This is a genomic window from Myxococcus sp. MISCRS1 (assembly GCF_026626605.1).
Taxonomy (GTDB): domain Bacteria; phylum Myxococcota; class Myxococcia; order Myxococcales; family Myxococcaceae; genus Myxococcus; species Myxococcus fulvus.
In genome coordinates this window covers 5,080,812-5,099,627 of record NZ_JAPNKB010000001.1, presented here as the reverse complement: position 1 = coordinate 5,099,627, position 18,816 = coordinate 5,080,812, and the positions used below count along the sequence as shown (strand labels likewise).

Below are 18,816 nucleotides of genomic sequence, written 5' to 3'. Positions count from 1 at the left end.
GCCCGACGCCTCGCGCGACTACAGCTCGATGACGTCCTCGGGCGTCTGGGGCGTGTCGCGCGAGGACAGGCCCTCGATGGTGAAGCCCCGGGGCGCGCGGATGGACGCCCCGTGGTTGGGGTCCAGGTACATGCGCACCGGGAGCCCCAGCCCGTCGTAGCTCACCTCGAACATCACCAGGTCCGCGTACTCCCGCGAGGGGCCCTCGTCACACGGCCCCAGCCGCTTCCAGGCCACGCGCTGTCCCTGGGGGCCGCGCAGCAGCTCGAAGAAGGCCAGGATGCCCGGGTTGCCCCAGCCCACCCGCACCGGGTCCTCCGCGCGGTAGCCGTAGGTGCCTCCCTCGTCCGGGAAGGTCGCGACGGGCGCGGCCTCCTGCCGGGGGGCCCTCACCACCGAGGGCCTCGACGAGGAACACGCCGAAAGCGCCAGCAACCCGACACACGCGATTCGCAGTGACACCATTGCACCCACCTCCTCCACGCCACCCGCGGCGAAGGTGTGGCCGGTGTCCGGCGCGTGCACGGCCTTCCCCCCGCGTTCCGTCGTCCAGTCGACGCTCCCACGCCCTGGCGGCGGGCCCCCGCCCGCCCGAGCGCCCCGGCCCCGGCGCCCCCTGGTCCTTCCAGAACCGGGCGCCGTCTACTTCCCGCCCTTCGCCTTGTCGCCCTTGGACATGGCGCGCATGAACGTCTCGTCGATACCGTGGATGCGCAGGCGCACCAGCTCCTCCGGCGTGATGTTCGTGTAGCCCGCGTCGCGCAGCTTCTTCACGAAGTCCGCCGTGACGCCGTGGATGCGGAAGTTGACCAGCTCGTCCGACGTGAGCTTCGCGAAGCCCAGTTCGCGCATCTCCTTCACGAAGGCGGGCTTCACGCCGTGGACGCGGAAGTTGACCAGCTCGTCCGGGCCCAAATCCTGGAAGCCCATCCCGCGCATCTCCTTCACGAAGTCCGGCGTGACGCCGTGGATGCGGAAGTTGACCAGCGTGTCGGCCGCGAGGTCCTGGAAGCCCAGCTCGCGCATCTGCCGGGCGAAGTCCGCGCTGACGCCGTGGATGCGCAGCGAGACGATGTTCTCGGGACCCACGTCCTTGAAGCCCAGCTCCTTCATCTCCTTCACGAAGGCGGGCGTGACGCCGTGGATGTTCATGGCGATGAGGTCGTCCCACGAAAGCTTCGCGTAGCCCGCGTCCGCCAGCTCCTTCACCCGCTGCGGCGTGACGCCGTGGATGCGGCCCTGCACCAGCTCATCCAGGTCCAGCTTGTCGTAGCCCAGCCTCGACAGCTCCTTCACGTACTCGGGCGTGATGTCGAAGATGCCCACCATCAGCAGCTTCTCGACGGGGATGTCCTTGTAGCCCGCGGCCCCCAGGTCCTTGATGCGCTGGGTGGTGACGCCCGTGGCGGCGAGCTGGAACTGCTGGTTCGGCGTCAGCGAGGCGTAACCGAGCGAGGCCATGGCCTTGAGATAGGAATCGCTGGAGGTGAAGCGGTAGTGGCCCGCGCCCTCGCCGTCCTGGAAGCTCCCGGTGAAGGCGAACGTGCCCGCCTCGCGCGGCAGGGTGAAGGTGGCCGGGCCGTCACCGGTGGACAGGCCCTGGAAGGAGGCGCGGGACTCGGTGAAGCCCAGCCGCCCCCGTCCCTTCCGCTCGTCCTCGGGGTGGCTCAGGTTGAGGTGGAGCTTGTCGGGGGACTTCTCGTGCGTGGACGCGCTCCACGTCCCGCGCAGTTCGCTCGCGGCGGACGCGGCGCTGGCCACCAGCATGAGGACACACAACAACCACGAGGACGACGCTCGGCGCATGGTGAGGCTCCTTCGATTCGAGGATGGAGCCCTCCCGTCCGGCGCGCGCCCCTCGGGTGGGGCACGCCGCCGTGGGAAGGCGGTGATGAGCGGTGGGGTGTCCGGAGGCCGGAGGGAGAAAGCCCTCCGACCTCGGCGTGACGGTGTGACAGGTGTTACTTCGTGTCGCGCATGCGCCGGATGAACTCGGCGTCCACGCCGCCGGTGCGCAGGCGCACCAGCTCCTCGGGCGTGAGGTTCTTCAGTCCCGCGGCGTTCAGCTCGCGCAGGAAGTCCGGGTTGACGCCCACCGCGCGCAGCTCGGTGAGGACCCGCGGGTCCTTCGTGTCCACGCCCGCCGAGCGCATCTGCTCCAGCCACGCCGGGTTGACGCCCACCGCGCGCAGCTCCTGGAGCTGGTCCGCCGTCAGCTTCGTCAGCCCCGACTTGCCCAGCGCGCTGATGAAGCCCGGGTCCACGCCCACCGCGCGCAGCTCGATGACCTGCTGGAGCGGCAGGCCCGAGTAGCCCGCCTCCTTCAAGCCCTGGACGTACTGCTCACTCACGCCCACGGCGCGCGCGTCCATCACGTCGCGCGGGTTCTTCGTCTCGAAGCCCGCGCCCGAGAGCGCCGCGACGTACTCCGGCGTGACGCCCAGGTGGCGCAGCTCCACCAACATGCCCGCCTCCAGCTTGCGGCCGAAGACCTCGTTCATCCGCTTCACGAACTCGGGGGTGACGCCCGCGTGGCCCATGCCCACCAGGTTGGACACGGTGGGCTCGAGGCCCATCCCGCGCAGCTCCTTCACCCGCTCCGGCGTGACGCCGGCGACCTTCAGCGCCACCAGCTGGTCCACGGAGAGCGGCTGCCCCGCGCCCACCCGGGTGCTCCCGTCGACGTCGTCCTCTCGCTCGAAGTCCACCTTCACCTGCGGCGCGGCCGCGAGCTTCACCTTCGGCGCGAAGTCCACCTTCACGTCCATCGCGGGGAAGGGGGGCGCGAGAGGCGCGGCGGGAGCGGGAGGCGCGGGAGGCGCGGGGAGCATGGCGAGGGTGCGCGGAGGCGTCTGGGCCATCACCAGCGAGGCCAGCGGCGCGGCGACGGCGAGGCCGCTGACGAGCGTGAGCACGGAGGCCCCCGCCACCCAGCGAGAGGAGCAGCGCGACGCGGGCGGGGACACGAGGCGGCGAACGCGCTCGGGCAGCGAGCCGCCCAGGGCGGACATGGCGTGGCTTTCGACGGCGGGCATCACGCGCAGCGTCTCCAGCGCGGTGAGGGCGCGGGCGTAGGAGACCGGGTTGGGGCTCGCGCCCACGGCCACGTCGTCGCAGCAGTGCTCGCGCTCCACGCGGATGACGTTGGACATCCACCGCACGGCCGGGTGGTAGAAGAACAGCGTCTCCACCACCACCTGCGCCAGGTTCACCGCGAAGTCATGCCGGCGGATGTGGGCCAGCTCATGCGCCAGCACCATCTCCAGCTGCCGCGCGGGCAGTCCGGACAGCGTGGACACGGGCAGCAGCACCACCGGCGACAGCCAGCCCACCGTGGAGGGCACGTCCACCTCCACCGACTGGAGCAGCCGCACCGCGCGCTTCAGGCCCAGCCGGCCCGACAGCGCGTCCAGCCGCTCCTGCCACTCCCGGGGCGCGGGCAGCGCGCGGCGCGCCAGCTGGTGCAGCCGCACCCACTCCGCCGTCAGCCGTCCGGAGCTGAGCCCCACGCCCGCCACCCACGCGAACACCAGCCAGCGCAAGAGCGTGGGGGCGGCCTTGCTCGCGCGCTCCCAGAGCCACGCCAGCGCCGTGGCCGGCGTCGCCTCACGCCAGTCGAAGCCCCGGTCGCGCGCGGCCTCGAGCGCGGGCCGGCTGTCGGCCCGGAGCGCCCGCGACACGCGCTCCATCACCTGCGCCCGCGCCGCCTGGAACGCCGGGGCCGCCTCGCCTCGCCAGGTCGCGGACTGCTCGGCCCGGGCCCGCGTGGCGTGCCGCACGCCCGTGGCCACCGGCAGCGCCACGGCCAGCACCAGCGCGCCGCACGCCAGGGCATAACGCGCGTTCGCCGCGTGACGGCCCACCGTCAACAGCGCCGCCGCCAGCCCCACCGCCACCAGCGCGCCCTGCCAGAGCGAGTGCACCAGCGCCCACCCCAGCGACTCCATCACCAGGCTGCTCATTCGTCCGCTCCTTCCAGGGAATCGAGCAACTGACGCAGCTGCGCCAGCTCCTGGGGGCTCGTCTTGCGCGAGGACAACGCCTGCATGGCCAGCCGCGCCGGAGAGCCACCGAAGGCGCGCTCCACCAGGTCCGTCACCAGCTGCCGCTGCGTGCGCTGCTCGGTCGCCTTCGCCCGGTAGACGTGCGCGCGCTGCGTCTCGTCGCGCTCCACCAGGCCCTTGTCCGTCATGATCTGCATCAGCTTCAGCACCGTCGTGTAGCCCGGGCCCGCGTCCCCTGGCTCGCGCCGCGAGAGGACCTCATGGACCTCCCGCACCGTGCTGTCTCCTCGCTCCCACAGCACCCGCAGGATGGCCAGCTCGCCATCCGTGGGGCGCGGCAGCACCGCCTCGCTCATGACTCCCTCGCTTCGAACATCCACGAGGCCATCATACGAACGGATTCGTAGATGTCAACGAAGGTCTTCGTAGATGCCGCCCGTGGGGTGGGATTCACTCCCGAGGTGTGGGTGACATCAGCGCAAGGGCCGTAGCTTCCCCAGCGGGACGCCTGCCTGCTCCCAGGTTTTACCCACGAGGAGAAGAATCCGTTTTTCCGAGTGGGAAGATTTCTGCCCACGGAGGGAAGCGCGAGGGCCACGCAAGCTTCCCCCGGGTCCAGGCAGGTCGGACTGGGGGGAGGTGGGTGCGTTGCCGTGGATGCGACCTGACAGGTCGGGCGCGTGGCACATCCGGTGAAAAAGGGTCTGCCCGGCGCGGGTCATCGGGGCTCGAGCCGCGAAGCAAAGACGAGGCAGACACATGAAGGCGTTGAGCAGTTGGATGGGGGCGGCTTGTGCCGCGGTGGTGGGGTTCTCTGGAGTGGCCCAGGCGCACGATTTGACGTGCACCAAGCTGGTGAACGGTCAGGCGTCGGTGCAGGCGACGACGTATCCGTTCACCGCGAACTTCAGCTTCCAGGTCAACAACGTGCATCCGACGTTGCCGTCCATCCTGTTGACGGCCACGGACCCGTTGCTGGCGGGTGAGGGGTTCGTCTTCAATCCGCCGCCGCCGGTGGTGATTCCGGTGGGCGCGTCGGTGACGTCGAACTTCAGCGTCACCCTGGACACTGTCGAGGAGTGCCGGGCGCTGGCGCTGCTGGACGGCCTGCCGGACAACAACATCGACAACACGTTCACCGCGGGCTTCGACCTGGGCAGCTCGCTGTGCACCGCGCGCGTCACCTGCGGAGACCCTTCGGGCGAGGTGTGCGAGAACGCGACGCGTGGGCTGGACTTCTGGCGCAACCACATCCCCGCGGTGCAGCAGTGCCTCGCTGGCGGGCCCATTCCGCTGGGCAGCATCGGCATCGTCATCGGCCTGGCGGGCGCCGAGGGCATCCTCTGGGGCAACCCGGACCGCTACCCCATCACCAACCTGCCGCGCAGCCAGCTGGACCGCATCCGCTTCCTGGCCGGGCGTGAGCTGTTCGTCGCCACGTGCAACCAGCGTGTGTTCGGTGGCGTCACCGTCCCAGCCAACCTGCTCGAGCTCATCCTCACCGCGCTGGGTACGGTCAACTGCGCGGACCTGACCAGCCTCACCACGCAGCTGAGCACCTACAACAACTCCTGCACCACGGCGCCGTTCCCGGGCGGGTTCGACCCCGGTCCCTCGACGCCGGAGGCCGCGGAGGCGCTGGGCATCGACCCGACCATTCCCACGGGGCTGTTCTGCATCCCGCCCCTGCCGTGAGCGTCGGCGTCCCAATCCATTCCAGACACATCCGAATCACTGAAAGTCTTTGAGGTATCAAGTCATGAAGAAGTTCCTGATGTCGACCCTGTGGGCCTCGGCCCTGCTGTTCTCCGCCTGCGGCGGGGATGATTCCCGCCAGGTTCCTGGCAATGAAGACCCCGGCGTGGAGACGCCCGTCCCCGGCGGCGAGGACCCCGGCCCCACGCCCGGTGGCGAGGACCCGGGCCCCACGCCCGGCGGTGAGGACCCGGGCCCCACGCCCGGTGGCGAGGACCCCGGCACGCCCTCCACGCAGAGCTTCGAGCTGCGCCTGAAGGGCGAGAGCCTGATGGACTTCACCTCGCTGAAGGTGCCCATCTCCGACGTCACCATCACCGCCGAGGGCAAGCCGGTGAACGTGCAGGTGGTGTCGAACCTGCTGGAGATCGCCGACCCCATCCACGCGCCGCTGGCCGCGCGCTTCACGGTGCCTCCCGGCGTCGACAAGGTGCAGGTCACCGTGTTCTTCAACGCCATGGGTGACTTCGCCCGTCACTCCGCGCAGGCCTCGCAGCTCGACGCCCGCGTGGCGCCCATCACCTTCGAGGCGAAGGTGTCCGACCTGAGGACGCGTGGCCGCGCGGTGCTCCACCTGGATGTGTCGCGCTCCATCGTGGACACCTCCGTGTCGGGCTCCAACGGCCTGGTGGAGACCAGCACGCTGCTGCTGCCCTCCGGCGCGGTGAAGTTCTAGCCGACACGGTAGGGGCGAGGCTCCCGGAGGGCGGCGGCGCGGCGCCCTTCGGTGAGCCCTGACCACGGGCGGGTCCTCCTCGTGGGGTCCCGCCCGTCGCCGTGCTCGGGGACTACTCGGGCTGGGTGCCCTGGCCGTCCTTGCCCTGCCAGAAGCGCTTGGGGTGTCCGTCCCCGCGCGTGCCGTTGGACAGCCGGTCCACCCACGGATAGCGCTGGGCCTCCTCGGCGGTGTAGCCCAGGTTGAAGACGGTGGGGCTCTTGGGCAAATCCCCCGCCTTGGCGTAGTAGGTGCCGAAGAGCCGGTCCCAGAAGTAGTTGGTGATGCCGTAGTTGCCCTGCTCGTTGTGGAAGTGATGCGACAGGTGCAGGCGCTTGATGTCCTTCAGGAAGCCCAGCTTCGGCGTGTAGTTCAGGTGCTGGATGCAGTGGCAGAACTCATAGAAGCACGTAATCACCATGCCCCAGCCCAGCGCCGCCGCCGCGCCCGCCTTGCCGCCGATGAGGTAGCCCAAGGGCGCCATCACCCCGCCCACCGTGGGCAGCACGTTGGCCAGCGCGCCGAACAGCACGCGCAAGTCATTGGGGTCCTGGTGGTGGTCGAAGTGGATGCGCTTCCACGTGGCCGCGGTGAGGGGCGACTTGTAGAGGAAGCGGCTGTGCAGGATGTGCTTGTGCACCAGGAACCAGCCGAGCGGGAACACCACGCTCGCGGCCGCCATGGAGAGCAGCGTGCGCACGGGGCTCTCGAACCACTTCACCGCGTACACCAGGCTGACGATGCCCACGGTGATGTAGGCCAGCACGGCGTAGTAGGTGAAGAACGAATAGACCAGGTCGCCCAGCGTCATCCGGTCGAGGTTGTGCTTCCGGTTCTTCAAGAACGAAAAGGGTGCGCTGACCGCCACGGTATGCCTCGCAGGTGGACGCTGCCCTTGGGGGCAGTGGAGCAGGTGGGCCGCGCCATGCCCGCCGGCCTGGGGCATGCGGCGCCGCTGTGAGTAGCAGGGCCCGGGCGCGCTCGCGCCACAATCATCCGGCCGGCTTTTACGTTTTTCTGCGGCCCAAGAGAAGCACCGCTGCTGTGCGTCCCCCCGGTGGGACGCCTGCCCTCCCGCCCGGGTGGGGGCCGAGTCGGCCGGTGGACTTCCCGGCGGGAAGCGCGCAGCCCATGTTCGACGCAAGGGATCAGCGCGGGGAGGCCCTCATGGCGGAAAAGGCTGGGGAAGACAAGGCGCGAGGGAGCAGGGCTCGGGGACAGGCCGCGGTGACGACGCGGCGCACCCAGCCGATGGAAGGGGAGGACCGGGGCTCGCTCGCCCTACGTCGGCCCACCTCGGAGTACCGCGCGGCGGCCGAGGAGCAGGCGGCGCGGGTGCGCGAGGAAATCGAGGCGGCGCTCCTGGTGGCACGCGACACTCGCGAGGCCATCGAACGTCGCATCGCGGACGAACTGCACGCGCCGCCCGGCAGCTTCCGGGCGCGGGCGCAGCAGCAGAAGCCCAAGCAGCGCCGGACGGCGGCGCGCAAGAAGAAGAGCCAGGCTTCCTGAAGGCGGCGCCTAGCTGTTGAGCCGCGTGGCCGCGCTGGTGGCGGGGCGCGCGGCGTCGTCCACGGGGGCGGGCGGCGTGGCGGACTCCTCGCCCAGGCCCTTGAGCCTGCGCGCCAGCTGCGCGGCCTGCTCCCCCTTGGTGCCCAGCTCGTGGCCCTGCGCGCCGACGAAGGACACGCGGGCGCGCTCCAGCAGCGCCACCTGGGCGTGGAGCTGGGCGAGCAGCCGCTCCTGCTTGCGACCCAGGGCATCCAGGTGGTTGAGCTCCTCGCCCAGCGAGGACGCGGCGAGCTCCAGCTGGCGTCGCGCCACGGTGTCCTGGGTGGCGGCGGCGCGGGCGCGAAGCTCCTTCACCTGCGCGTCCACGTCATGGGCCACCACGGAGTCGAGCTGCGCGGTGAGGCCCGCGTGGGCCTCCGCGAGCGAGAAGCTCTCCGCGGCCATCTTCTCCACCACGCCGAGCAGCTCCTGGCGGCCGGGGCTCGCGGGCAGGCGCAGCGCGGAGCTCTTGCACTGCTGATACAGCCCGAGCGCGCGCGTGGTCAGCTCCTGGGCTTCACCCGAGAGCGTGCCCTGCAGCGTCTTGCCCCGCGCCTCGACGGCGTCGGTGTGCAGCACCAGGTGCGACATCAGCGTGCCGGTGCTCCAGAAGAGCGCCACGCAGGCGTAGCCCACCACCAGCGAGACGAGCGCGGTGTTCCCGAGGAAGTGGGCATCCAGCACCTGCTGCACGTACAGGCCCACCGGGGTGAGCACACCCGCGGCGGCGGCGCTCAGGGCGACGGGGACGGGGGCGCCGGGCTGTTCGCGGCCATGGCCCAGCCACGTCACCAGCGCGGCGGCGATGCAGCCCGCCACGCTCTGGGCCAGGGGCCACGGAGCGGAGAAGAGGAAGGGGAAGACGGGGAGCACGGTGAGGGCCGCGCGCAGCCCCCAGCCGCCACCCTTGGCCGTCCGGGCGGCGGCGAGCGCCGCGCCGAGCACCGCGAAGTAGCCCGGCTCCAGGGTGAGCCGGACGACGGGCTCGAAGGGGGCCCACAGGCGCAGCGCGAGCGCGGCGAAGATGCCCATGCACGCTCCACCCCCCAGCGCGCGCAGGGTGCGGGACTCGAACTCCTCGCGGTGGAGGATCTGCAGGGAGAGGGCCATGGGGCTGCACCGTCCTGACTAGTAGGCGTTGTTCTCGCCGAAGTTCTTCATGGTCTTCTTGTAGAGCTTCAGCGACTCGCGGCGGACCTCGTCGTCACTCGATGCCCCCTCATAGGCTGCCTGGGTCTGGTCCAGCTCCGCAAGCTCCCCCGAGAGCGCGTCCGCGGACGAGCCGAAAAGCTTCCGGGCGTTGCCCAACAGACCCATGGCGGCGCCGCGGTTGCCGCGCTTCATCTCCTCCGCGGCGGCGCGCATCTGCTGGGTTCCCAACGCTCGCACGGCGTGCACGCGCACCTCCCGGTCCAGGTTGGCGCGCACCAGCGAGGCGTCCTGGGTGACGACGGCGGACAGGGCCAGCTTCGTCTCGGCGCGCATGTCGCGGGAGACGTCCATGTAGCGCACGCTGGCCTGGAGCAGCGGGAGCGCGTCGGACGTGGCCTGGGTGTTGAGCGTCAGCTTCACGACGACGCGGATGGACTGCTCGCCAGCCAGGTCGTACAGCGGCACCTTGAGGGTGGTGCCCTCGCGGGTGGAGGGCAGGCCGAGCACCTGCGCGTCGCGGGCGACGGGGGGCAGCTCCAGGCGCAGCTCCACCTGACGGGCGACGGTGCTGGTGGCCTGGTCCAGCTCGCGGGAGAAGACCTCCGCCAGCCGGGCCGAGTCCTCGATGAAGCCGGAGAAGCCGCCGCCCTGCTCGGCCATGCCGCGCATGAGGGAGGCCTGGTAGTCCTCGCCCACGCCGAGCGCGCTGACGGTGATGCCCTCATCGCGCAGCTGGCGCGTCAGGTGGAACAGCTCCGGCTCGGTGACGATGCCGGTGGTGGGCTGGCCGTCGCTCAGGAGGATGGCGCGGCTGACGCGGTACTCGCGCAGGTGGGGGCGCAGGGCGACGGCGGCCTCGGTCAGACCGCCGCTGATGTTGGTGGAGCCGTCATCGCGGATGTTGGCGATGGCGGAGAGCAGCTCCTGGCGGACGGCCTCGGTGACGGGGCGGCTGGGGAGGACCTTCACGTCGGTGCCGTAGTGGATGAGGGCCAGCCGGTCCTCGGCGGTGAGGCGGCGCACCAGCTCCACGGCGGCGCTCCTGGCGTCGGCGAGCTTCTGGCCGCTCATGGAGCCGGAGCGGTCCACGACGAGGGCCAGGTTGACGGGGACGCGGCGGGCGGCGGTGGGGTTGGGGCGGGCCTTGACCTCCAGCCACGCGAAGGCCTCGCTGGGGCCCGTCTGGATGTAGCTGCCGGACAGCTTGCCGGAGAGGACGAGGGCGCCGTCATCCGGCAGGGACATGACGTGCGGCAGCAGGGTGGTGGCGGGGGGCTCGTCGGGCTGGGCCACGGTGTGGCTGGTGTCGGTGACGGGCGGGGCAGGAGGCGCGGGCGGCGGCGGAGGCTTGCCCAGCGAGAGCGCGCCCAGGGCGAGCAATCCGGCGGCGGACAGCAGCAGCAGGGTGCGGTTCATGCGGTTCCTCGGGGTGTGTGGCTTTGGCGGGAGGGACACTCGCCCGTCCGCCCCCCGGACCGCATCGGTCACCGGGAGGAGGGTCCCCCCGATGACCGATAACCCAGACGTCAGACATTGCGGCGCGAGGCATTCCGGGTCGCTGGACACCTCACCGCCCCGCTGGGTTCCCGGAGTCGGCGGATCCGGACCCCGAGGTGTCGCTCGGGGAGGATGGGGCGGATCATCATTTCTTCCCGAGAACCAAGAATCGAAGCAACTGCTCTCCGGGGATTCCGATAATCGGGAAGGTCGGAGCTTCTCCGACCGCGACTTCAGAGGGTCGGGACCGCACTGGGAGCGCGCCCGCCAGGAGAGGAAGACATGTCCACGATTGGCAAGACGGGTTCGCGCACCCCCACCTATGTGAAGCCCGAGCCGAAGGCGGAGACGGCGAAGCAGCCGGCCCAGGCGCAGCGCAACGCGGTGAAGACGGCGGTGGACCAGCGGATGAAGGACGGCTTCGACGCGGCCCCGGCTCGCGCGGGCTCGGCGTCCCGGCCGCAGGTGCTCACCGAGACGCGCACCACGGAGAACGCTCCGCCGAGCCCTGGTGGTGGGCTGGGCAAGGCCATCGCGAAGATCGCGGAGAAGGTGAAGCAGGCCGCGGGTTCGGCCACGGCGCCGCAGGTGAGCACGAACGCGAACGGTCAGACGGTGGTGGACCTGGGCGCGGGGAACAACACCGCGACGGTGACGATGAACAAGAGCGGCGGGCTGGTCATCAAGTCCGGCTCGGACACGGTGACGCTGTCGCCGGAGCAGTCGCGGAACGCCATCATCAACGGCGGCGCGGGCAATGACTCCATCACCGTGGACAAGAACGTCACGGTGGACGTGACGCTGGACGGTGGCGAGGGCAACGACAAGCTGACGGGTGGCGCGGGTCACGACACCATCCGCGGTGGCGCTGGCAACGACACCATCATCGGCGGCACGGGCAACGACTCGGTGTCCGGTGACGACGGCGACGACTACGTGGAGGGTGGCGCGGGCGACGACCTGGTGCAGGGTGGCGCGGGCCGCGATGTGCTCTACGGCCTGGACGGCAACGACTTGCTCAACGGCGGCGAGGGCCGCGACTACATCGACGCGGGCGCGGGCGATGACACGGCCACGGGCGGCGCGGGCGATGACCAGGTCATCGGCGGCCGCGGCGACGACACCCTGTCGGGTGGCGAGGGCAACGACGCGGTGGCGGGCGGCGCGGGCAAGGACACCGTCAGTGGCAACGCCGGCGACGACAAGCTCTACGTCGAGGAGGGCGAGGAGACGGCGGACGCGGCCGAGGGCGAGCGGACCATCGTCGACATGACGGACGCGGACCAGCGCGGCAGCTCGGTGAAGGTGGAGGGCTCGCCGGAGTTCCAGGCGCGCGTGCAGTCGGACCTGGACGCGATGCGCTCGCTGCCGTCGGGTCAGGAGCTGCTGGGCACGCTGGACAAGAGCGGCCGCTCGACGACGATTCGCGAGACGTCCGGTGGCAACACGGCGTCGGGTACCAACTTCAACGATGGCTTCTTCAACGCGGACGGCACGCCGGGCAAGGGCTCGGATGCGTCGGTGAACTACAACACCACGCGCATCTCGCTCGGTGGCGACGAGTGGATGAACCGTCCCCCGATCGTCGGTCTGTTCCACGAGCTGGTGCACGCGTCCGACATCGCGAACGGCACGCTGGCGAACGGCTCGAAGGACGGCGTGCGCAACCTGGAGACCTCGGCGGTGGGGCTGCCCATCGACCTGGACCAGAACCCGGCCACGCCGGACGTGGTGCAGCCGGGCCGCCCGGGTGAGAACGTCCTGCGCGACGAGCTGAACCTGCCCACCCGTCCGCACTACTAAGCCGCGTTTCGATGTGAGCCGCCGATGATGGCGGGGGCCTCCGAGGGCGCCCCGCCTTCGGCGTGGTGCCGACGTGGATTCAGGGCCGCGCGCAGGATGCGCCAGCTCCACGTTAGGGCTCTGCTTGGGCGCGCCTCCAGCGTGGTGTCGACGTGGATTCCGGGCCGCGCGCAGGATGCGCCGGCTCCACGTTAGGGCTCTGCTTGGGCACGCGCTTCCAGCGCCGCATCGACATGGATTCAGGGCTGCGCGCAGGGACTTGCCTGCTCCTGGTTGAGGGCGCGCTCCGCTCGCGCACTCGCCTCAGGGGCCGTGTCGACGCCGATTCAGGGCTGCGCGCAGGGATGCGCCTGCTCCACGAGGGGGCTCTGCTCGAGCACTCGCCTCTCTGGCGCCGCGTCGACGTGAGGCAGGGGGGCGTGTGCTGGGTTGATTCGCACTCCCCTCCGCCAACCCCCTGGAACAACAGGCTCTTTGTGCGACGCGGACGCGTCGCGCGCCAGCGACTCGGTCCCGCGCCCCCCATGGAACGAGTGATCCGCTCCCTGTCCCGAGCCTCGAAGCAACCGGCGTCCTGAGGTCCCGATAATCAAGGAGTTCGGCGTTGGTCCGCCTCACAGGCACGGGCCGCCTCAGGGAGAAGCCGCATGTCCACGATTGGGAAGACCGGTTCGCGCAGCACCTCGTACGTGAAGCCCGAGCCGAAGCAGGAGACGGCGAAGCAGCCGGCCCAGCGCCCCAACGTGGTGAAGACGGCGGTGGACCAGCGGATGCGTGACGGCTTCGACGCGGCCCCGACGCGCGCGAGCACCCCGTCCCGCACCGGTGGCAGCGACTTCGAGGGCGCGCCCCCTCCTGGCCCTGGTGGTGGACTGGGCAAGGCCATCGCGAAGATCGCGGAGAAGGTGAAGCAGGCCGCGGGTTCGGCCACGGCGCCGCAGGTGAGCACGAACGCGAACGGCCAGACGGTGGTGGACCTGGGCGCGGGGAACAACACCGCGACGGTGACGATGAACAAGAGCGGCGGGCTGGTCATCAAGTCCGGCTCGGACACGGTGACGCTGTCGCCGGAGCAGTCGAAGAACGCCATCATCAACGGCGGCGCCGGCAATGACACCATCACGGTGGACCCGAACGTCACCGTCGACGTCACCCTGGACGGCGGCGACGGCAACGACACGCTGAAGGGCGGCGCGGGTCACGACACCATCCGCGGCGGCGCTGGCAACGACACCATCATCGGCGGCACGGGCAACGACTCGGTGTCGGGTGACGACGGCGACGACTACGTGGAGGGTGGCGCGGGCGACGACCTGGTGCAGGGCGGTGCGGGCCGCGATGTGCTCTACGGCCTGGACGGCAACGACTTGCTCAACGGCGGCGAGGGCCGCGACTACATCGACGGTGGCGCGGGTGACGACACGGCCACGGGCGGCGCGGGCGATGACCAGGTCATCGGCGGCCGTGGCAATGACCGGCTGAGCGGCGGTGAAGGCAACGACGCGGTGGCCGGCGGCGAGGGCGCGGACACCGTCAGCGGCGATGCCGGCGACGACAAGCTCTACGTCGAGGAGAGCGAGACCACCGACGGCGCCGCGAGCGAGCGGACCATCGTCGACATGACGGACGCGAGCCAGCGCGGCCGCTCCGTGACGGTGGAGGGCAGCGCGGACTTCCAGGCGCGCACGCAGTCGGACCTGGACGCGATGCGCTCGCTGCCCTCGGGCCAGGACCTGCTGCGCACGCTGGACGACAGCGGCCACTCGACGACCATCAAGGAGACCACCAGCGGCAACTCCGCGTCTCCCGCCAACCGCGATGATGCCTGGTTCAACACGGACGGCACGCCGGGCAAGGGCACCGACGGCACGGTGAACTACAACACCACGCGCACCTCGCTCGGCGGCGAGGAGTGGATGACCCGTCCTCCCATCGTGGCCCTGTTCCACGAGCTGGTGCACGCGTCCGACTACGCCAATGGCACGCTGGCGCGCGGCGAGAAGAACGGCGTCAACAACCGCGAGACGTCCGCGGTGGGCCTGCCCATCGACCTGGACCAGAACCCGGCCACACCGGACGTGGTGCAGCCGGGCCGCCCGGGTGAGAACGTCCTGCGCGACGAGCTGAACCTGCCCACCCGCCCGCGCTACTAGTCCATGCGGACCCTGCTCCAGGCTGGCGCCCTCGGCATGGCGCTGGCCATAATCGTCGGCTGCACGCGGGCGGAGCGCCCGGTGAATGCGGGAGGAAGCGTGGCCCAGGCGGACGTGGTGGAGCTGAAGGTGGAGTCGGTGTCGAGCGGGCCCGAGGGGCTCGCCGTCTCGTACGCGGTGCACAACGGCTCGCCGCGCGAGGTGCTGCTCGTGGACGGCCTGCCGGAGTGGGGGCCCACGGGCTACGTCGGCCTCGCCCCCGAGCGCGCGTACGTGGAGCTCTCCGGTGACGGCGCCGTGCTGCTGCGCGCGCTGGTGCCCGTGCCGGAGAACCTCGACGTGGAGGCGCCCGAGGTCCCCACCGTCAGCGCCCTGGCGCCCGGCGCCACCGTGTCCTCGCGTCTGGTGGTGCCCCTGCCGCTGCGCACGTCGCTGCCCTATCCCCAGGGCACGGAGACCACGCTGGAGCTGTCCGCCGTGCGCGAGCTGCGCCTGCGCGTGGGCTACCTGCCGGACGCCTCCGAGGTGCGGCTGCACGGCACGACGGAAGCGGGCGGGCGCACCTTCCGCACCGCCGAGTATGGCCAGGTGGTGACGCGTCAGCGCCTGCTGGACAGCGGGCCGCTGTCGCTCGACGGCGTGAAGTAGTCCGTCAGGGCGTGCGCCATAGCAGGCACGCCGGCGCGTCGTGTCCCGGCATGGCCAGCACCTGGAACGACGCCTCACGAGGCAGCGCGCGGAAGGCCTCCGACTCCACGGCCTTCCGCACCGCCTCACGCGCGCACTGGAGTGAGCGCACCACCAGCAGCTTCTCGAGCGGAGCGAACACCTCCAGCGCGCGAAGCCCGCGGTCCTCGGCCAGCTCCAGCAGCGCATCGCCCACCGAGCCCAGCCCGAAGCCGCCGCAGGTGTCGAAGTTGGTCGCGCTGGAGTCCAGCGCGTTCTCCGTCGCGGTCTCTTCGTAGTGGTGCTCGACGAGCCCCTGGCCCCACACCTCCTGGGGCACGTAGGGGCTCACGTCGCCGCCCGCCCAGTAAAGCAACAGGCCCGACAGCGGCCGGACGCGGGCGCGGCGCACGCCGTCCAGCGCCTCCCAGACGTACGCCTCCTGCCGCAGGTAGCGAGGCTCGCGGTACATCCCGAAGCTCTTCACCAGCCCCGCCGTCATCACCGCGACGAGCCCCGCGTCCACGGCCTGGGCCTCGGCCACCTGCGCGCTCACCTGCTCGAACCCGTCCGACTCGCGCACCTGTGCGAGCAGCCGCGCGGCGCATGTCTCCAGCTCTCGCAGCTCCTCATCGGTCCACACGCGGCGTCAGGCCTCCGGAGGTCGCAGGCGGACCAGGTCATCCACCACGCGCCGCACGCGCCCCTCGTCGAAGGGCTTCTCCAGGAGGAGATTGGGGATGCTCGCCAGGAACTCGCGGGCACCCGTGGTGAAGGCGCCGCCGGACACGAAGACGAAGCGCCCCTCCAGGCCCGCGTGCGCGCGCCGCACCAGCTCGTACACGTCGCGCCCCGTCAGGTCCGGCATCATCACGTCGCACAGCACCGCGTCCGGCTTCAGCCCCTGCTCGAGCAGCTCCAGCGCCTGTCGCCCGCTGCACGCCACCTCCACCTCGTGGCCGCGCAGGATGCGCTGAAGCACGCGGCCCACGGCGGGCTCGTCGTCCACCACCAGCACGCGTCCCCTCGGCGGACCCACCGGCGCGCCCGAGGGCTCCGGCGACGTGGCCACCGCGCGCGCCTCCGGCTCCGTGGTGGGCAGCACGACGCGGAAGGTGGTGCCCCGGCCCGGCTCGCTCTCCACGGTGATTTCACCGCCCAGCCCGTGGACGATGCTGTGACAGATGGACAGGCCCAGCCCCGTGCCCACGCCCACGGGCTTGGTGGTGAAGAACGGGTCGAAGATGCGGTCGATGACCTCGCGGGCGATTCCCACACCCGTGTCCTGCACCTCCACCACCACGCGCGACAGCCCGTCCCGCCGCGTCGCCAGCCGGATTTCGTGCCGGTGCGCGGAGCCCTCGGGGATGGCCTGCGCGGCGTTCACCACCAGGTTGAGGAACACCTGGCTCAGCTTGCCCTCGTTCGCCATCACCGAGGGGATGTCGCCGTACTCCCGCTTCAGCTGCGCGCGGTGGCGGATTTCATTCGCCGCCATCATCGCCACCGACTCCAGCACCGTGTGCACGTCCAGCGGCGACACGCGCTCCTCGTCCGGACGGGAGAACGTCTTCAGCTGGCGCACAATCTGCCGCACCCGCTCCGCGCCCTCGCAGGCCTCGTGCAGCACCTCGCCCCACTCGGCCAGGTCCGGCTCGCCGCGCAGCCGGGCCTGCAGCGCCGCGGCGCCGTCACCCGGGGGCAGGTTGCGGCGGAACTCGTCCGACAGGAAGCTCAGGTTGGACAGCACGAAGGCCAGCGGGTTGTTGATTTCGTGCGCGATGCCCGCCGCCAGCGTGCCCACCGACGCCAGCCGGTCCGCGAGCGTCAGCCGCGCCTGCAACTGCCGCTGCTCCGTCACGTCGCGCGCGATGGACACCACCGCGGGCTGTCCGTCGAAGCGCAGGGGCAGCGAGACGACCTCCGCCACGCGCGTGCGCCCGTCGCGCCGCACCAGCCGCCGCTCGCCCGTGAGCGCGCCCGCGCGCACCGCCTCCACGCCGCGCATGTCCTTGACGAACTCGGAGAGCTGACGGCCCACGAGCTGCTCGGCCCGCTCGAAGCCCAGCGTGCCCACCAGCGCCGCGTTCGCGTAGACGATGTGCCCGTCCCGCTCGATGGCCGCCGCGTCCGGCACGCCCTCCAACAGCGCGCGGAAGCTCGCCTCGGACAGCCGCAGCGCCTCCTCCGCCTGCCGGCGCTCGGTGATGTCGCGCGCCAGGCCCTCCACCGCCACCATGCGGCCCATGGCGTCCGTCACCGGCACCACCACGTGCTCCAGCCACAGCATGCGGCCGTCCGGGTGCAGGTAGCGCACCGTCACCGGCGCCCCCGCCGACGCGCGCGGCGCCTCGAGCAGCTGCTCCAGCGCGGCGCGGTCCTCCGGGTGCACGCGCCGGTACCACAGGTCCGCGTCGCCGTAGTGCGCCACCGGCCCGTAGCCCAGCTTCGCGTGCGCCACCCGGCTGACGTAGACGAAGCCCCGGGGCGCCTCGCGCCGGTACAGGTACAGCACGTCCGACGCGTTCTCCGCGAGCTGACGGAAGCGTCGCTCACGCTCACGCAGCGCGCGCTCCGACTCGCGCCGCTCCAGCGCGACGGAGATGGCGCCCGCCGCGGCGGACAGCAGGTCCACCTCCAGCCGGTCCCACCGCCGCGCCTCCGAGCAGTTGTCGAAGCCCACGAAGCCCGTCAGCGCCCCCTGCACGCGCAGGGGCAGCACCAGGATGGAGAGGATGCCCTGCGGGTCCAGCAGCGCCCGCTCCACCTCGGGGAAGCTCGCCACCAGGCCCTCGATGACATCGCCCCGCGACAGCGTCGTCTCCCAGCGCTCCAGCACGGGCACCATGGGCACGTTCTGCAGGTCCGGGTTGTCGATTTCCGCGTGCACGCCCGGCGCGCACCACTCCGCGCGCTGGCTGCACATCCGCTCACCGGATGGGCCCGGGTGCAGGTCGAAGACGTAGACGCGGCTGGCCCCCGCGGCGAGCCCCAGCGACGACAGCACGGAGCCGTACAGGTCTCCGCCATCGCGCACCGCGAGCAGCCGCTGCTGCATCTCCACCAGCGCCGTGAGGTAGCGCTCACGCCGCGCCAGCGCCCCGTCCGACGCCTTGCGCTCGGTGATGTCGTTGAGCGTGCCGGACGTGCCCACCAGCTCGCCGTCCTCGCCCACCATCACCCGGCCGAAGACCTCCACCCAGCGGAAGCCTCCATCGCGCGTCAGGTAGCGCACCTCGATGCGCACGTGCTCCACCTCGCGCGTCATCAGCCGGCGCAGGTTCTCCCGACAGGGCGCGTGGTCCTCCGGGTCCACGAAGTCGAGGAACGACTTGCCCAGCGACACGTCCACCGCGTGGCCGGTGATTTCCGTCCACGCGCGGTTGAGGAACGTCCACCGGCCCTGCACGTCCGTCTGGAACACCACCTCCTTCAGGCTGTCGATGACGAGCCGGTAGCGTCGCTCGTGTGGAGTCCAGTCTGGCCTGGGGGGCGGCGTCTGCATGTTGAGGCTCGAGAA

15 protein-coding genes are annotated in these 18,816 nt (G+C 71.2%); 6 read left to right on the top strand and 9 right to left on the bottom strand.

Annotation, left to right across the window (positions count from 1 at the left end; genetic code table 11):
• Positions 1–18 precede the first annotated feature (18 nt).
• From OWM54_RS20145 to OWM54_RS20130, 4 genes are all read right to left on the bottom strand, one after another.
• On the bottom strand, positions 19–465 hold the full coding sequence (locus OWM54_RS20145; protein WP_223752078.1) for a fibril protein: 447 nt from the start codon (positions 463–465) through the stop codon (positions 19–21).
• Between the two features lie 177 nt (positions 466–642).
• Complete coding sequence (locus OWM54_RS20140) at positions 643–1,806, bottom strand: 4-hydroxy-3-methylbut-2-enyl diphosphate reductase (protein WP_223782084.1); 1,164 nt, start codon at positions 1,804–1,806, stop codon at positions 643–645.
• 155 nt (positions 1,807–1,961) lie between these two features.
• On the bottom strand, positions 1,962–3,962 hold the full coding sequence (locus OWM54_RS20135; RefSeq protein WP_267698528.1) for a M56 family metallopeptidase: 2,001 nt from the start codon (positions 3,960–3,962) through the stop codon (positions 1,962–1,964).
• Positions 3,959–4,360, bottom strand: a complete 402-nt coding sequence (locus OWM54_RS20130; RefSeq protein ID WP_141330045.1) for a BlaI/MecI/CopY family transcriptional regulator — start codon at positions 4,358–4,360, stop codon at positions 3,959–3,961. Before OWM54_RS20130 ends, OWM54_RS20135 begins: the two co-directional genes overlap by 4 nt.
• Before the next feature lie 403 nt (positions 4,361–4,763).
• Here OWM54_RS20130 and OWM54_RS20125 point away from each other — a divergent pair, with 403 nt between their 5' ends.
• Positions 4,764–5,699 (top strand): hypothetical protein, encoded by a 936-nt coding sequence (locus OWM54_RS20125; protein ID WP_267698527.1) that lies wholly within the window; start codon positions 4,764–4,766, stop codon positions 5,697–5,699.
• A 64-nt stretch (positions 5,700–5,763) separates the two neighbouring features.
• Positions 5,764–6,435: a hypothetical protein gene (locus tag OWM54_RS20120; RefSeq protein WP_141330041.1), complete on the top strand. Its 672-nt coding sequence runs from the start codon at positions 5,764–5,766 to the stop codon at positions 6,433–6,435.
• 112 nt (positions 6,436–6,547) lie between these two features.
• On the opposite strand, the gene OWM54_RS20115 is transcribed toward OWM54_RS20120, so the two are convergent.
• Entirely contained in the window at positions 6,548–7,342 is a 795-nt protein-coding gene (locus OWM54_RS20115) for a sterol desaturase family protein (RefSeq protein WP_141330039.1), read from the bottom strand.
• A 299-nt stretch (positions 7,343–7,641) separates the two neighbouring features.
• Between OWM54_RS20115 and OWM54_RS20110 the strand changes: the two genes are divergently transcribed.
• The gene (locus tag OWM54_RS20110; protein ID WP_267698526.1) at positions 7,642–7,986 is read left to right on the top strand and encodes a hypothetical protein; all 345 of its coding nucleotides are present in this window, start codon (positions 7,642–7,644) and stop codon (positions 7,984–7,986) included.
• A 9-nt stretch (positions 7,987–7,995) separates the two neighbouring features.
• Here the strand turns inward: OWM54_RS20110 and OWM54_RS20105 are convergent, their stop codons facing one another.
• Both OWM54_RS20105 and OWM54_RS20100 read right to left on the bottom strand, forming a co-directional pair.
• Entirely contained in the window at positions 7,996–9,135 is a 1,140-nt protein-coding gene (locus OWM54_RS20105) for a hypothetical protein (protein ID WP_267698525.1), read from the bottom strand.
• An 18-nt stretch (positions 9,136–9,153) separates the two neighbouring features.
• Positions 9,154–10,593: a vWA domain-containing protein gene (locus OWM54_RS20100; protein WP_267698524.1), complete on the bottom strand. Its 1,440-nt coding sequence runs from the start codon at positions 10,591–10,593 to the stop codon at positions 9,154–9,156.
• A gap of 363 nt (positions 10,594–10,956) precedes the next feature.
• Here OWM54_RS20100 and OWM54_RS20095 point away from each other — a divergent pair, with 363 nt between their 5' ends.
• From OWM54_RS20095 to OWM54_RS20085, 3 genes are all read left to right on the top strand, one after another.
• Positions 10,957–12,477: a M91 family zinc metallopeptidase gene (locus OWM54_RS20095; protein ID WP_267698523.1), complete on the top strand. Its 1,521-nt coding sequence runs from the start codon at positions 10,957–10,959 to the stop codon at positions 12,475–12,477.
• Between the two features lie 647 nt (positions 12,478–13,124).
• Positions 13,125–14,630 (top strand): M91 family zinc metallopeptidase, encoded by a 1,506-nt coding sequence (locus OWM54_RS20090; RefSeq protein WP_267698522.1) that lies wholly within the window; start codon positions 13,125–13,127, stop codon positions 14,628–14,630.
• A 3-nt stretch (positions 14,631–14,633) separates the two neighbouring features.
• Entirely contained in the window at positions 14,634–15,278 is a 645-nt protein-coding gene (locus tag OWM54_RS20085) for a hypothetical protein (RefSeq protein ID WP_223782093.1), read from the top strand.
• A 4-nt stretch (positions 15,279–15,282) separates the two neighbouring features.
• Here OWM54_RS20085 and OWM54_RS20080 read toward each other — a convergent pair whose 3' ends face one another.
• Together OWM54_RS20080 and OWM54_RS20075 are read right to left on the bottom strand one after the other, a co-directional pair.
• A complete protein-coding gene (locus OWM54_RS20080) occupies positions 15,283–15,939 on the bottom strand; it encodes a hypothetical protein (RefSeq protein WP_267698521.1) in 657 nt (218 codons plus the stop codon).
• Positions 15,940–15,945: 6 nt separating this feature from the next.
• Positions 15,946–18,801 (bottom strand): PAS domain S-box protein, encoded by a 2,856-nt coding sequence (locus OWM54_RS20075; protein WP_223782095.1) that lies wholly within the window; start codon positions 18,799–18,801, stop codon positions 15,946–15,948.
• Between the last annotated feature and the right edge of the window lie 15 nt (positions 18,802–18,816).